We start from the raw sequence: 14,449 nt of genomic DNA, 5'->3' as shown, positions 1-14,449 counted from the left end.
TGAACGATCCGACATGCCTCCCGAGCTGACAGCTGCCCTGGCGCTCTGCCGCAACCTGCCCTCGCCACCCGGTATTGCCCTGCGCATCATCGAACTGGCCCAGGACCCGGAAGCGGACATCGCCACCGCCGCCGACATCATCGCCATCGACATGGCGTTGAGCGCTCGCATGCTGCGCATCGCCAATTCGCCGCTGTACGCCAGCCGCCGCCGGATCGAGAATCTCGGTCAGGCGCTGACCATGCTCGGCCTGAACGCCACGATCAGCCTCGCCCTCGGCTTTACTGTCACCCAGGGCCTGACCGGCGGTACCGGCGCTGACCATGATCTGCGCCAGCGCGCCTGGAAGCGCAGCATCCTCAGCGCACTGGCTGCCAGCCAGCTCGGCCAGGCCCGCGGCCTGCGCCGGCTGGAGGAACTGATGCTGGCCGGCCTGCTGCAGGATCTGGGCGTGCTGTGCCTGGCCCAGGCCGAATCGGAGCGCTACCTGCCGCTGCTGCGCGAAGCGCACGACAACATCGACCTGGTCGCACGCGAGCGCGACGAACTGGGTTGCAGCCACGCTGACGTCGGCGCCTGGGTGGCCGAACAGTGGGGCCTGCCGCGCTACCTGGTGGAGAGCATCAGCCACAGCGAGGACGAGGACGCGGCCGAATCGCCGTTCCAGGCCTGCGTGCAGCTGTCCGGCGCCGTGGCCGACATCTGGCTGGACAGCGACGCCGACACGGCGCGCGAGCGCGCCCTGCAGCAGGTCCACGACCGCCTGGAACTGGACAGCGCGCGCTTCGACCAGGTGCTCACCCGTATCAGCGAGGCCCTGCCGGACATCGCCAGCCTCTTCGATGCCGGCCTGAACTCGCCGTCGCGGGTACGCGAGCTGATCGATCACGCCCAGGAGTTGGCCACCCTGCGCAACCTGCGCGAACTGCAGGATGCCGACCAGGCGCGCCGCCGCGCCGACGAATTCGAGGCCCGGGCCAAGCGCCTGGCCGACCAGGCCCACCGCGACGCACTGACCGGCGTACTCAACCGCCGCCAGCTGGAAGCCGTGCTGGAGCAGGAATTCCTGCGCGCCAGCCGCCAGGGCTGGCCGCTGTCGGTAGCCTTCATCGACCTGGACGACTTCAAGAAGATCAACGACGCCCACGGCCACCTGACCGGCGACGAGGTCCTGCGCGCTTTCGCCGGCAAGCTGCAGGGCCAGCTGCGCAACAGCGATACCGTGGCCCGCTTCGGCGGCGAGGAATTCGTCGCGTTGCTGCCCAACACCAGCGAAACGGTGGCTCTGGACGTGATCCGCCGGGTGCTGGCCAGCATCGTCGCCACCCCGATGGCCGAGCTGGAAGGTGGCCCGCTGTTCGTCACCTTCTCCGCCGGCGTGGCCACCCAGGGCGGTTATGAACGCTTCGCCGACGTGCAGGACCTGCTTCGCGCAGCCGACGACGTGCTGTACCGGTCCAAGAACCTCGGTCGCAACCGGGTGATCGCCCGCTCGCCGGGGGCCCTCGGCCACGACGAGCTGTCGGCGACCGCCGGCGCCGAGCTGGGCTGAACGGAAGGCCCCGCATGACCGGGGCGAATGGCTGGATTTTGCGCCGCAGTGCACAAAACACTTTGGCCCGACGCCGCATGCGCGTAGAATCCCCCGCGATTTCCACGCACCCGAGGTCCCTATGTCCAAGCTCGCCTATCGCCGCATCCTTCTGAAACTTTCCGGGGAGGCGCTGATGGGAGATGAGGACTACGGCATCGACCCGAAGATCATCAACCGCCTGGCCCGTGAGGTCATCGAAGCCCAGCAGGCCGGTGCCGAAGTCGCGCTGGTGATCGGCGGCGGCAACATCTTCCGCGGTGCCGGCCTGGCCGCTGGTGGCATGGACCGGGTCACGGGTGACCAGATGGGCATGCTGGCCACTGTCATCAACGCCCTGGCCATGCAGGACGCCCTCGAGAAGCTGGGCGCCAAGGCCCGCGTGATGAGCGCGATCAAGATCAACGACGTGTGCGAGGACTACATCCGCCGTCGTGCCATCCGCCACCTGGAAAAGGGCCGCCTGGTGATCTTTGCCGCTGGCGTCGGCAGTCCGTTCTTCACCACCGATTCCGGCGCTGCCCTGCGTGCGATCGAGATCGGCGCCGACCTGCTGCTGAAGGCGACCAAGGTCGATGGCGTGTACGACAAGGACCCGAACAAGCACAGCGACGCAGTCCGCTTCGACAGCCTGAGCTACGACGAAGTGATCCGCCGCGGGCTGGAAGTGATGGACACCGCCGCGTTCGCGCTGGCCCGCGACAGCGACCTGCCGATGCGCGTGTTCGACATGGGTCAGCCGGGCGAGCTGCTGAAGATCCTCAACGGCGCGAACATCGGCACCCTGGTCCAGGGCCGCGACCCGGCCTGAGCCTGAGCGCTGGGCGACGACCGGGCCGATTCAGGCCCGGCAGCGTCCCGTATTCGCCTATAATCGCCCGATTCCAGATACATCCAGGACCGGGCGATGCTCAACGACATCAAAAACAACGCGCAGACGCGCATGGCCAAGAGCATCGACGCTCTGAAGCACACCCTCACCTCCATCCGGACCGGGCGTGCCACGCCGGCCCTGCTGGACCGCGTGATGGTCAATGCCTACGGCAACGCCAGCACCCCGCTGAACCAGGTTGCCTCGGTCTCCAACGCCGATGCGCACTCGCTGCTGGTCACCCCGTTCGACAAGAGCATGATCAAGGAGATCGAAAAGGGTCTCTACAACGCCGAGTTCACCCCGAACACCCTGGGCACCGCCATCCGCATCAACATGCCGCCGCCGACCGAAGAGCGCCGCAAGGAGCTGGCCAAGCAGGTGCAGAAGGAAGGTGAAGGCGCCAAGATCGCGATCCGCAACATCCGTCAGGACGCGAACAAGGAAGTCGCCAAGCTGGTCAAGGACAAGGCGATCAGCGAAGACGAGAAGAAGCGCGGCGAAGACGACATCCAGAAGCTGACCGACGCCAACATCAAGGACGTCGACAAGGTCGTTGCCGACAAGGAAAAAGAACTCCTGTCGGTCTGAAGTCGATGCCTTCAGTCCCGCCTCCGTTGCCGGCCGCACTGCCCCGCCACATTGCCATCATCATGGATGGCAACGGGCGTTGGGCGCAGCAGCGCCGTCGTCCGCGCGTGATCGGCCACCGGGCCGGCGCGCGCGCGGTCAACCGCACCATCGAACGCTGCCTTGAACTGGGCATTCCGGCGCTGACCCTGTTTGCCTTCTCCAGTGAAAACTGGGGCCGGCCGCAGGAAGAAGTCGATGCGCTGATGAAGCTGTTCCTCGGCGCGCTCGACCGTGAAGTGGACGAGCTGCATCGGCGCGGCGTGCGTGTGCGCTTCATCGGCGAACGCGAGCGCTTCGGTGCCGGACTGGTCAGCCGCATGCAGCTGGCCGAGCAGCGCACCGCCGACAACACCACCTTGACCCTGTCGATCGCCGCCAGCTACGGCGGCCGACAGGACATCGCGCGCGCCGCACGCGCGCTGGCCGTCGAAGTGGCGGCCGGTCGCCTGCTGCCCGAACAGATCGACGAATCGCTGCTGGGCAGTCAGGTCGCCCTGGCCGACCTGCCGCCGCCGGACCTGTTCATCCGGACCGGTGGCGATACCCGCATCAGCAACTTCCTGCTGTGGCAGCTGGCGTACACCGAGCTGTGGTTCACCGAGGCCCTGTGGCCGGACTTCGATGCCGATCAGCTGCAGCAGGCGCTGGACGCCTACGGCAGCCGCGAGCGTCGCTTCGGCCTGACCAGCGCCCAGATCGCCGCACTGGCCACCGAGACTTCCAGCCCATGACCAAGACCCGAGTCCTCGCCGCGCTGATCATGGCGCCGGTCGCCATTGCCGCGATCCTGCTGCTGCCGACCCAATGGCTGGCCGCCGCCGCTGCCGCCGTGCTGCTGATCGGCCTGTGGGAGTGGTTGAAGCTGGCCGGTATCGAAGACACCCTGGCACGCACCGTGCTGCTGGTGCTGAACCTGCTGCTGATGGTCCTGCTGGTCTGGGCCGATGGCAGCACGCTGGTGCTGTTCCAGATCACCACATTGGCCGGCGTCGCCTGGTGGCTGGCCGCGCTGGTCTGGCTGCGCTTCTTCACCTTCGGCGCGCAGCCGACCGCCCCGTCGCGGATCGTGAAGATGCTGGCCGGCACCCTGGCCATCGTCCCGGCCTGGGCCGCGCTGGTATTGATCCATGCCGGCGGCGATCCGCCGGGCAAGCAGGGCCACCTGTGGCTGCTGGCTGCGCTGGCGCTGGTCTGGGCCGCCGACTCCGGTGCCTATTTCGCCGGCCGCCGGTTCGGGAAGCACAAGCTGGCCCCCAGGATCAGCCCGAACAAGACCTGGGAAGGCCTGTTCGGTGGCCTGCTGGCCGGCGTCGCCGTGGCCGTCGGCCTGGGCTGCCTGGCCGGGATCGACACCGCGCAGCTGCCGGGACTGCTGATCACCTCGGTGGTGGCCGTGTTTGCCTCGGTGCTGGGTGACCTGTTTGAGAGCCTGATCAAGCGCCACGCCGGCGCCAAGGACTCGGGGCACCTGATCCCGGGCCATGGCGGCGTGCTCGACCGCGTCGACGGCATGCTCGCCGCCGTGCCGGTCTTCGCGCTGGGCAAGGAAATCTTCGGGTTCTGACCATGAATGCTGTCGCAGACCTGCGCCGGGTCGCTGTGCTCGGCGCCACCGGCTCGATCGGTGCCTCCACCCTGGACGTGATCGCCCGCCATCCGCAGCGTTACCAGGCCACCGTGCTGGCCGCCGGTCGCCAGGTGCAGGCGTTGCTGGCACTGTGCCGGCAGCACCGGCCAGCACACGCGGTGATCGCCGACGAATCACTGTTTACCGAGCTGCGCGATGGCCTGCGCGAAGCCGGCCTGGCCACCGAGGCCCATGCCGGCCATGCCGCACTGGACCAGCTGGCCGCCAGCGATGCCTGCGACACCGTGGTCGCCGCCATCGTCGGCGCCGCCGGGCTGTCCTCGACCCTGGCCGCCGCCGCGGCCGGCAAGCGCATCCTGCTGGCCAACAAGGAATCGCTGGTGCTGGCCGGCGAACTGCTCACCCGCACCGCCGAGCGTGCAGGCGCCGAGATCATCCCGATCGACAGCGAGCACAGCGCGATCTTCCAGTGCCTGCGCTCGCGCGACGCCAGCGTCGCCGGGGCCGGCGTGCGCAGGATCCTGCTCACCGCCTCCGGAGGCCCGTTCCGTGGCCGCAGCCGCGCCGAACTGGCCCAGGTCACCCCGGCGCAGGCCGTGGCCCACCCGAAGTGGTCGATGGGACCGAAAATCTCGGTTGATTCGGCAACGTTGATGAACAAGGGCCTTGAAGTGATCGAGGCCCACCACCTGTTCGGCGTGCCGGGCGAGCGCATCGAGGTGCTGGTCCACCCGCAGAGTCTGGTCCATTCGCTGGTCGAGTTTGTTGACGGCTCGACCCTGGCACAGATGGGCCTGCCGGACATGCGCACCACCCTGGCCGTGGGCCTGGGCTGGCCGCAGCGCATCGAATCGGGTGTGGCGGGGCTGGATCTGTTGGCCCAGGGTCGGCTGGATTTCGAAGCCCCGGACACCGAGGCCTTCCCCTGCCTGGCCCTGGCCTGGCAGGCCATGCAGGCCGGTGGCACCGCACCCGCGGTGCTGAACGCCGCCAACGAAGAGGCGGTTTCAGCGTTTCTTCAGGGCCGGATCGGTTTCCTGTCGATCCCGGACCTGGTTGCTAACGCTCTTTCAACACTGCCGACGCAAGCAGCCGATACACTGGAGATCCTCTTGTCCGCCGACCAGCGGGCACGCCAGCTCACCCTGAACGCCATCGACGCCGCCTGAACGACCGCCTCGCCCTGCATGACGACGACGCCCCTGCCCGCCAATGTGAGCCTGCATGACTGACTTCATCGGATCGGTCTGGTGGATGATTGTCAGCCTCGGGCTGCTGGTCACTTTCCACGAATTCGGGCATTACTGGGTCGGGCGCCTCTGCGGGGTCAAGATCCTGCGCTTCTCGGTCGGATTCGGCCGCCCACTGTGGTCGCGCCGCGACAAGCACGGCACCGAGTTCGCCATCGCCGCCATTCCGTTGGGTGGCTATGTGAAGTTCCTCGACGAACGCGAGGTTGAGGTCCACCCGCAGGAACGCGGCCAGGCCTTCAATCACAAGAGCGTCTGGCAACGCATCGCCATCGTTGCCGCCGGCCCGATCGCCAACCTGCTGCTGTGCATCCTGCTGCTGTGGGCGATGTTCGTGATCGGCAAGCAGGATTACTCGCCCACCATCGGCCGGGTCAGCGGCATTGCCGCCAGCGCCGGCCTGGCCAGTGGTGATCGCGTGCTGCGGGTGGACGATCGCCACGTGGTCACTCTGGGCGATGCCAGCATGGCCCTGACCGCAGCCGCGATGGACCGCCGGGACGTCTCACTGGAAGTACTGGACCGGGCCGACCAGGTGCACGTGCGCACCCTGCCGTTGTCGCAGCTGCCGGCCGGTTTCGATGAACGGCGGGTGCCGATCCTGGCTGGCCTGTACTGGCAGTCATGGCTGCAGCCGGCCCTGGTCGATTCGCTGACCGCCGATTCGGTGGTGGCCGGGCAGCTGCAACCGGGCGACCTGATCGTGGCCATCGATGGCCAGCGCATCGACAGCGTCGACCAGGTGATCGGCGAGATCCAGGCCCTGGGCCGCGCCGGCGGACCGGGCATGATCGAGGTCCTGCGCGGCGGTGAGCGGCTGGCGCTGGAAGTCACCCCGCGCCAGGGCAAGGACGGCAAGGGCAACCCGGTCTGGCAGATCGGCGTCGGTTTCCCGACCACCTACAGCCCTGCCTACGACACCCTGCTGCGCTACGGCCCGCTGGATGCAGTGACCGTGGCGGTACGCGAGACCGGCCGTCTGGCGGCCGATTCGCTGGGCATGATGGGCCGGATCGTGACCGGCAAGGCCTCGCTGCAGAACGTTTCCGGGCCGGTGACCATCGCCCGCGTGGCCAATGTGTCGGCCAAGCGCGGGCTCGACTGGTTCCTGCAGTTCCTTGCCCTGCTGTCCCTCAGCCTGTGCATCATCAACCTGCTGCCGATCCCGATCTTGGACGGCGGCCACTTGCTGTATTACCTTATTGAGTTGGTCAAGGGCAGCCCGCTGAGCGAGCGTGCCATCGCCGCCGGCCAATACATCGGCCTGGCGTTGCTGGCCGGGCTGATGGGGTTGGCGTTCTACAACGACATCCTCGGCCTGGTCCCGCGATGAACTTTTCCACGTTGTTGCCGTCTACAGCGTCGGCATCCCGCACCAATGAAATCGACCTTCCTACCGGACGTGACATGACGCGACTCCCCAATCGCCGCCTGCTGGCCCTCGCCCTCGCCGCCGTCACCGGCGCTCCCGCCCTGGCCCAGGCAGCCGAGCCCTTCACTGTCAGCGACATCCGCGTGGATGGGCTGCAGCGCATCAGCTCGGGCACGGTGTTCACCTACCTGCCGGTGGAACGTGGCGAGACGGTCACCGACAACAAGGTTGGCGAGACCATCCGCGCCCTGTACAAGACCGGCTTCTTCGAGGACGTCCAGCTGGACCGCCAGGGCAGCATCCTGGTAGTGACCGTCAAGGAACGCCCGGCGATCAACAAGCTGACCGTGACCGGCAACAAGGACATCAAGTCCGACCAGCTGCTCAAGGGCCTGTCCGACATCGGCCTGACCGAAGGCGGCACCTTCGATCGCCTGAGCCTGGACCGCGTGACCCAGGAACTGCGCCGCCAGTACAACGACCGTGGCAAGTACAACGTCGATATCACCCCGACGGTGAGCCCGCTGGACCGCAACCGCGTGGACATCGCGATCGCCATCAAGGAAGGCAAGGCGGCCAAGATCCGCCACGTCAACCTGGTCGGCACCGAGAAGTACGACAGCAAGGACATCCTGGAGACCTGGGAGTCCAAGGAGCACAACTGGGCGTCGTGGTACCGCCGTGACGACCAGTACTCCAAGGAAAAGCTGTCCGGCGACCTGGAAAAGCTCAACTCCTGGTACCTGGACCGCGGCTATGTCGACTTCAGCATCGATTCGACCCAGGTGTCGATCAGCCCCGACAAGCGCGACATGTTCCTGACCGCCGGCGTGACCGAGGGTGCGCAGTACAAGATCTCCGAGATGAAGGTCAGCGGCGATACCATCCTCCCGCAGGAGGACGTCGAGCGCATGGTGATCCAGAAGTCCGGCGACACGTTCTCGCGTGCGCTGCTGGAGTTCAGCTCGGACAACATCACCAATTCGCTGTCCAACATCGGCTACGCGTTCGCCAAGGTGAACCCGATCCCGACCACCAACCGCGCCGAGCAGACCGTGGCCATCAACATGCAGGTCGTTCCCGGCCCGCGTGTGTCGGTGCGCCGCATCCTGTTCCGCGGCAACACCCGTACCTCCGACGAAGTGATGCGTCGCGAAATGCGCCAGTTCGAGAACAGCTGGTACTCGCAGGCCGCGATCGACCGTTCCAAGATCCGCCTGCAGCGCCTGGGCTACTTCGAGTCGGTGGAAGTGGAGACCCCGGCCGTCAGCGGCAGCAACGACCAGGTCGACGTCGTCTACAACGTCAAGGAAACCACCTCCGGCAGCTTCGTGTTCGGCCTGGGCTATTCGCAGTCCTACGGCATGACCACCTCGGTGCAGCTGTCACAGAACAACTTCCTCGGCGGCGGCAACCGCGTGTCGGTCGAAGCCTCGCGCAGCAGCTACCTGCAGCGCTACGGCTTCAGCTACACCAACCCGTACTTCACCGATGACGGCGTGTCGCTGGGCTACAACCTGTCCTGGCGCGAACTGGACTACTCCGACTTCAACACCGCGCAGTACAACAGCACCAACGGTTCGGCGCAGGTGGTGTTCGGCGTGCCGCTGACCGAGACCGATACCGTCTCGCTGATGTTCGGCATCGACAGCAACCAGATCACCACCTATCAGGGCTCGACCCCGCAGTCGATCATCGACTACATCAATGCGGTCGGTAAGCGCACCTTCCATGCCTGGCGCACCGAGCTGGGCTGGGCACGCGACTCGCGCAACGATTACTTCATGCCGACCCGCGGTACCTACCAGCGCATCGGCCTGGAAACCACGCTGCCGGGTTCGACCATCGAGTACTACAAGCTGAACTACCAGATCAGCAAGTACTGGCCGATCATGCCGTCGCTGGTGATCAACACCCGCGCGGAAATCGGCTACGGCGATGCCTACGGAAAGGATTACACCCGCGTCATCGACAACGGCGACGGCACCACCCGCACGGTCACCGCAACCGGCCTGCCGTTCTTCGAGAACTTCTACGCCGGCGGTACCAACTCGGTGCGTGGCTTCGAAGACAACACCCTGGGCCCGCGTGAGGTCACCACCGGTTATCCGGAAGGCCAGCCGCTGGGTGGTTCGCTGAAGACCGTCGGTTCGGTCGAAGCCTACTTCCCGCGCCTGTTCGACAGCCCGTCGGCGCGCGTGTCGGCCTTCGTCGACTTCGGCAACGTCTACAACGGCACCAAGAACTTCAAGGCCAACGAACTGCGCGTCTCCACCGGTGTCGCCCTGCTGTGGCGCGCCCCGGTCGGCCCGATCTCGATCAGCTACGCCTTCCCGCTGAAGAAGGAAGACGATGACAAGATCGAGCGTCTGCAGTTCACCTTCGGCGGGCAGTTCTGACGAACCGCCCTGCGGCTCATCAGAACTGCACGCGCATTCCTCCTATCCCCCGCACCGCTGGCGCGCCCCCCTTAACAGAAGGGGGGCTCTCCACCAGACGGGTCTCGAATCGCCGGGCGTTGCCCGGCGTTTCCGTTTAACCCGGATGGCCGAAGCGCACGCTCCGCTTCTGATCTTTCCTGTTTTTCCGTGGCTGGCACTCGCGCCAGAGCGTCGAAGGTCGGGCGGGTCGGGGCTGCGGGGGGGTGAGCCGCATGGATGCGGCGACCAAGGCTACATGGACGTACTTGCGCCGTCCCCCGCGGCCCCGACCCGACCGACCCAGCCCATGAAACTGGCTCTGCCGGCCGCAAGGGGCTCCGCCGTTGGCTGTACAACCGCCCCCGCATGACCGCAATGGCGTCACACGTTAAACTCCCGCCGTGAATACTCCCACCTACACCGCCCAGCAACTCGCCGAGCAGTTCGGCCTGCAGGTCCATGGCGACCCGGCGACCGCCATCCATGGCGTGGCCACCCTCGCCCACGCCGGTCCTGGCCAGCTGACCTTCCTTGCCAACCCGCGCTATCGCGCGCAGCTGACCGACAGCCAGGCCGCGCTGGTGGTACTGCGTGCCGACGACGTCGAGGCCGCCCCCGGCGCCGCGCTCGTCGCCAAGGATCCGTACACGGTCTTCGCCAAGATCGCCGCGCTGTTCGACATCGCACCGACCCGACCGCCCGGCATCCACCCCAGCGCCGTCATCGATCCCGATGCCCAGGTGGCCGCCAGCGCCCACATTGGTCCGTTCGTCACCATCGGTGCGCGCAGCGTCGTGGGCGAGAACTGCATCGTCGGTCCCGGCAGCGTGATCGGCGAGGACTGCAGCCTGGATACCGGCTGTGAACTGATTGCCCGGGTCACCCTGGTCACCCGGGTCAAGCTCGGCAAGCGCGTGCGCATCCACCCCGGTGCCGTGCTCGGCGCCGATGGCTTCGGCCTGGCGATGGATGCCGGCAAGTGGATCAAGGTGCCGCAGCTGGGTGGCGTGCGGATCGGCGACGATTGCGAGATCGGCGCCAACACCTGCGTCGATCGTGGTGCCCTGGAAGACACGACCCTCGCCGAGGATGTGCGCCTGGACAATCTGGTACAGATCGCGCACAACGTGCAGATCGGCGCCCACTCGGCCATCGCCGGCTGCACCGGCATCGCCGGCAGCGCCAAGATCGGCCGTTACTGCCTGCTCGGTGGCGCCGTCGGCGTCGTGGGCCACCTTGAAATCTGCGACAAGGTCGTGATCACCGGCAAGTCGGTGGTTCGCAACTCCATCACCGAGCCGGGCGAGTACTCGTCCGGCACCCCATTGACCGACAACCGCACGTGGCGCAAGAACGCCGCGCGCTTCAAGCAGCTGGACGCATTGGCTCGCCGCGTCCTGGCTGCTGGCAAGGAGAAAGAATGAACGACTCGCTGCAGCTTCCGATCGATGTCTGCCAGATCCAGGAACTGCTTCCGCACCGTTACCCGTTCCTGCTGGTCGACCGGGTGCTTGAACTCGATGTCGAGGCCAAGCGCATCCTGGCGCAGAAGAACGTCAGTATCAACGAGCCCTTCTTCCAGGGCCACTTCCCGGGCCGCCCGATCATGCCCGGCGTGCTGATCATCGAAGCGCTGGCCCAGGCCGGTGGCGTGATGACCCAGCTCACGCTGGGCCGCGATGCGCAGTCCAAGCTGTTCTACATGGTCAAGGTGGAAAACGCCCGCTTCAACAAGCAGGTCGTCCCCGGCGACGTGCTGATGCTGGACGTGCAGATGAAGCGCCTGATCCGCAACATGGGCTGGTACTACGGCGAGGCCAAGGTCAACGGTGAAGTCGTTGCCTCGGCCGAGGTCATGTGCGCCGGCGCCAAGGGCTGATCCACTGGAGGCAGCAATGACTGACAACGCACCACGGATCCACCCCACCGCCGTCATCGATCCGGCCGCGCGCCTGGCCGACGACGTCCAGGTGGGTGCCTTCACCCTGATCGGCCCCGACGTTGAGATCGGCGCCGGCACGGTGGTCGGCCCCCATTGCAGCATCCATGGCCCGACCCGGATCGGCCGCGACAACCGTTTCGTCGGCCACGCCGCGATCGGCGGCGAGCCGCAGGACAAGAAGTTCGCCGGCGAGCGCACCGAACTGGTGATCGGCGACCGCAACGTGTTCCGCGAGTTCGTCACCCTCAACCGCGGCACCGGCGGCGGCGGCGGCATCACCACCATCGGCAACGACAACTGGATGCTGGCCTACACGCACGTGGCGCACGACTGCCATGTCGGCAATTTCTGCGTGTTCTCCAACAACACAACCCTGGCCGGCCATGTCACCGTGGGTGACCACGTGATCATCAGCGGCTTTGCCGGTGCCCACCAGTTCTGCCGAATCGGCGCGCATGCCTTCCTCGGCATGGGGGCACTGACCAATGGCGACGTTCCGCCGTTCACCATGGTCGGCACCGACTCGCTCGGTCGCCCGCGCGGCATCAACAGTGAGGGCCTGAAGCGCCGCGGCTTCGATGCCGACCGCATCTCGGCCATCAAGCGTGCCTATCGCACCCTGTACGTGGCGGGCCTTCCGTTGGCCGAGGCCAAGCTGCAGCTGACCGAACAGGCACGCGACAGCGACGACGTGAAGGCCATGCTGGACTTCATCGAGCATGCCGAGAGGCCCCTGCTGCGATGAGCAGTACGACCGGCCAGGCGCCGGCCGGCGCCGCGGTGATCCCGCTGGCCTCGATGGCCGGCAGCGTTCCCGCGCAGCGGGTGCTCAGCGAGCGCCCGTTGCGGATCGCGCTGGTCGCCGGTGAAGCCTCCGGCGACCTGCTCGGCGCGGGCCTGGTGCGCGAGTTGAAGGCGCGGTTCCCCAGTGCCGAATTCGCCGGCATCGGCGGCGATGCCATGCGAAGCGCCGGCTGCCAGACCTGGCACGATGCCAGCGAGCTGGCGGTGATGGGCCTGACCGAAGTGCTGCGTCATCTGCCCCGGCTGCTCAAGCTGCGCTCGGCGTTCCGCCAGCGTGCGCTGGAATGGCAGCCGGACGTGTTCATCGGCATCGACGCACCCGACTTCAACCTCGGCATCGAGCGCTGGCTGAAGCAGCGTGGCGTGCCCACCGTGCATTACGTCAGCCCCTCGGTCTGGGCCTGGCGCGAGAAACGCGCCGAGAAGATCGGCAGCAGCGCCGACCTGGTGCTGTGCCTGTTCCCGATGGAACCACCGATCTATGCCAGGCATGGCATCGACGCACGTTTCGTAGGCCATCCGATGGCCGATGACATTCCGCTGCAGGGCGACCGTGAACAGGCGCGTGCAGCGCTCGGCCTGCCAACCTCGGCCAAGGTGCTGGCCGTCCTGCCGGGCAGCCGCCTGGGCGAGATCTCGCGCCTGGGTGAACCCTTCTTCGAAGCCGCCTGGCAGGTCTCCGAACGTATTCCGGGCCTGCACGTGGTGGTGCCGGCGGCCAACGCCGCCTGCAAGCGGCTGATCGAGGAACAGCTTTCGCGTTCGGCGTTGCCGGTCGCCTATTCGCACGTACTCGATGGACAGGCCCGCAACGCGATGATCGCGGCCGACGTGGTGGTGCTGGCGTCGGGCACCGCAACCCTGGAAGCGATGCTGGTGAAGCGACCGATGGTGGTCGGCTACCGCGTCAACGAGCTGACCTACCGCCTGGTCAAGGCACTCGGTCTGATCAAGGTCGACCGCTTCGCGTTGCCCAACATCCTGGCCGGCCAGGACCTGGCTCCAGAACTGATGCAGCACGACTGCACGCCGGAGAAGCTGGCTGCGGCCATCCAGCAATGGTTCGACCACCCGCAACGGGTGACCGACCTGCAGGACACCTACGTCCGCCTGCATGAGCGACTGCGCCGCAATGCCTCGGCCCGCGCCGCCGACGCCGTCGGCGAGCTGCTGATGCGCGACGCGGCCCAGGCATGAGCCGCCGTCACGCCGCGGCGGCCAGCCTGGCCCTGTTCGATGGAACGCCGGTGGTGGAACCGGAGCGGCTGGTCGCCGGCGTCGATGAGGCCGGGCGCGGTCCGCTGGCAGGCCCGGTGGCGGTCGCCGCGGTGGTGTTCGACCCGTCCCGGCCGCGTATCAACGGCCTGGATGATTCCAAGCAGCTGACCGCCGCACGCCGCGAACAGCTGCATGACCGCATCATCGAGCGGGCGCTGGCCTGGCATGTGGTGCTGGTGGACGTGGACAGCGTCGACCGCCTGAACATCTACCAGGCCACCCTGCAGGGCATGCGCGATGCGGTCGCGGCGGTTGCCCACGTGGCCGGCTTCGCCCGCATCGACGGCAACGTGGTGCCCAAGGGCCTGGTGCTGCCGGCGCAGGCGCTGGTCGGTGGCGATGGCATCGACCGCGCGATCATGGCCGCCTCGATCCTGGCCAAGGTCTCGCGCGACCGCTACATGCAGGACGTGCATGCCCGCCACCCGCAGTACGGTTTCGACCAGCACAAGGGCTATGGCACCCCGGCGCACCTGGCCGCCCTGCGCGAGCACGGGCCCTGCCCGGAGCATCGGCGCAGCTTCGCCCCGGTGCGCGAATGCCTGGAAGCAGCGCCAGCCCCCGCGATCACAGCCATCGCGTGAACAACGGCGCCGGGCCATGCCCGGCGGCATTCGCGCAATCGGCGTACCGTCAAGTCCTTGTCGCTTCCCCCTGCCCTCGCTACCCTGACCGGGCACTCCAGCGCATTACGACCCCG

13 protein-coding genes are annotated in these 14,449 nt (G+C 67.1%); all 13 read left to right on the top strand.

What is annotated here, in order from left to right; genetic code table 11:
• The first annotated feature begins 13 nt into the window (after positions 1-13).
• The gene (locus tag ABH900_RS09170; protein ID WP_429622584.1) at positions 14-1,552 is read left to right on the top strand and encodes an HDOD domain-containing protein; all 1,539 of its coding nucleotides are present in this window, start codon (positions 14-16) and stop codon (positions 1,550-1,552) included.
• A gap of 121 nt (positions 1,553-1,673) precedes the next feature.
• On the top strand, positions 1,674-2,402 hold the full coding sequence (pyrH, locus tag ABH900_RS09165; protein WP_005415854.1) for a UMP kinase: 729 nt from the start codon (positions 1,674-1,676) through the stop codon (positions 2,400-2,402).
• A 96-nt stretch (positions 2,403-2,498) separates the two neighbouring features.
• Complete coding sequence (frr, locus tag ABH900_RS09160) at positions 2,499-3,053, top strand: ribosome recycling factor (RefSeq protein WP_429622583.1); 555 nt, start codon at positions 2,499-2,501, stop codon at positions 3,051-3,053.
• Between the two features lie 5 nt (positions 3,054-3,058).
• Positions 3,059-3,826, top strand: coding sequence for a polyprenyl diphosphate synthase (gene uppS, locus ABH900_RS09155; protein ID WP_429622582.1), 768 nt, complete (start codon positions 3,059-3,061; stop codon positions 3,824-3,826).
• On the top strand, positions 3,823-4,659 hold the full coding sequence (locus tag ABH900_RS09150; protein WP_429622581.1) for a phosphatidate cytidylyltransferase: 837 nt from the start codon (positions 3,823-3,825) through the stop codon (positions 4,657-4,659). Before uppS ends, ABH900_RS09150 begins: the two co-directional genes overlap by 4 nt.
• 2 nt (positions 4,660-4,661) lie before the next feature.
• The gene (locus tag ABH900_RS09145) at positions 4,662-5,852 is read left to right on the top strand and encodes a 1-deoxy-D-xylulose-5-phosphate reductoisomerase (protein WP_429622580.1); all 1,191 of its coding nucleotides are present in this window, start codon (positions 4,662-4,664) and stop codon (positions 5,850-5,852) included.
• 55 nt (positions 5,853-5,907) lie between these two features.
• Positions 5,908-7,266, top strand: a complete 1,359-nt coding sequence (gene rseP / locus ABH900_RS09140) for an RIP metalloprotease RseP (protein WP_429622579.1) — start codon at positions 5,908-5,910, stop codon at positions 7,264-7,266.
• A gap of 74 nt (positions 7,267-7,340) precedes the next feature.
• The gene (gene bamA / locus ABH900_RS09135) at positions 7,341-9,704 is read left to right on the top strand and encodes an outer membrane protein assembly factor BamA (protein ID WP_429622578.1); all 2,364 of its coding nucleotides are present in this window, start codon (positions 7,341-7,343) and stop codon (positions 9,702-9,704) included.
• A 422-nt stretch (positions 9,705-10,126) separates the two neighbouring features.
• Positions 10,127-11,149 (top strand): UDP-3-O-(3-hydroxymyristoyl)glucosamine N-acyltransferase, encoded by a 1,023-nt coding sequence (lpxD, locus tag ABH900_RS09130; protein ID WP_429622577.1) that lies wholly within the window; start codon positions 10,127-10,129, stop codon positions 11,147-11,149.
• Positions 11,146-11,604, top strand: a complete 459-nt coding sequence (gene fabZ / locus ABH900_RS09125) for a 3-hydroxyacyl-ACP dehydratase FabZ (protein ID WP_005415845.1) — start codon at positions 11,146-11,148, stop codon at positions 11,602-11,604. The genes lpxD and fabZ overlap by 4 nt, the downstream gene beginning before the upstream one ends.
• Positions 11,605-11,620: 16 nt before the next feature.
• A complete protein-coding gene (gene lpxA / locus ABH900_RS09120; protein WP_429622576.1) occupies positions 11,621-12,412 on the top strand; it encodes an acyl-ACP--UDP-N-acetylglucosamine O-acyltransferase in 792 nt (263 codons plus the stop codon).
• A gap of 53 nt (positions 12,413-12,465) precedes the next feature.
• On the top strand, positions 12,466-13,668 hold the full coding sequence (gene lpxB / locus ABH900_RS09115) for a lipid-A-disaccharide synthase (RefSeq protein WP_429622661.1): 1,203 nt from the start codon (positions 12,466-12,468) through the stop codon (positions 13,666-13,668).
• The gene (locus tag ABH900_RS09110) at positions 13,665-14,333 is read left to right on the top strand and encodes a ribonuclease HII (protein WP_429622575.1); all 669 of its coding nucleotides are present in this window, start codon (positions 13,665-13,667) and stop codon (positions 14,331-14,333) included. The genes lpxB and ABH900_RS09110 overlap by 4 nt, the downstream gene beginning before the upstream one ends.
• Positions 14,334-14,449: the final 116 nt, after the last annotated feature.

This window comes from Stenotrophomonas sp. AN71, from assembly GCF_050435725.1.
Taxonomy (GTDB): domain Bacteria; phylum Pseudomonadota; class Gammaproteobacteria; order Xanthomonadales; family Xanthomonadaceae; genus Stenotrophomonas.
The sequence above is the reverse complement of the archived record's forward strand: the minus strand, read 5'-3'. Positions and strand labels throughout refer to the sequence as shown.

Bases quoted from the DNA above. Each gene is read 5' to 3' on its own strand.
- uppS (WP_429622582.1), top strand. From the start codon at position 3,059: ATGCCTTCAGTCCCGCCTCCGTTGCCGGCCGCACTGCCCCGCCACATT.
- pyrH (WP_005415854.1), top strand. From the start codon at position 1,674: ATGTCCAAGCTCGCCTATCGCCGCATCCTTCTGAAACTTTCCGGGGAG.
- ABH900_RS09150 (WP_429622581.1), top strand. From the start codon at position 3,823: ATGACCAAGACCCGAGTCCTCGCCGCGCTGATCATGGCGCCGGTCGCC.
- bamA (WP_429622578.1), top strand. From the start codon at position 7,341: ATGACGCGACTCCCCAATCGCCGCCTGCTGGCCCTCGCCCTCGCCGCC.
- lpxA (WP_429622576.1), top strand. From the start codon at position 11,621: ATGACTGACAACGCACCACGGATCCACCCCACCGCCGTCATCGATCCG.
- frr (WP_429622583.1), top strand. From the start codon at position 2,499: ATGCTCAACGACATCAAAAACAACGCGCAGACGCGCATGGCCAAGAGC.
- rseP (WP_429622579.1), top strand. From the start codon at position 5,908: ATGACTGACTTCATCGGATCGGTCTGGTGGATGATTGTCAGCCTCGGG.
- lpxB (WP_429622661.1), top strand. From the start codon at position 12,466: ATGGCCGGCAGCGTTCCCGCGCAGCGGGTGCTCAGCGAGCGCCCGTTG.
- fabZ (WP_005415845.1), top strand. From the start codon at position 11,146: ATGAACGACTCGCTGCAGCTTCCGATCGATGTCTGCCAGATCCAGGAA.
- ABH900_RS09170 (WP_429622584.1), top strand. From the start codon at position 14: ATGCCTCCCGAGCTGACAGCTGCCCTGGCGCTCTGCCGCAACCTGCCC.
- ABH900_RS09145 (WP_429622580.1), top strand. From the start codon at position 4,662: ATGAATGCTGTCGCAGACCTGCGCCGGGTCGCTGTGCTCGGCGCCACC.
- ABH900_RS09110 (WP_429622575.1), top strand. From the start codon at position 13,665: ATGAGCCGCCGTCACGCCGCGGCGGCCAGCCTGGCCCTGTTCGATGGA.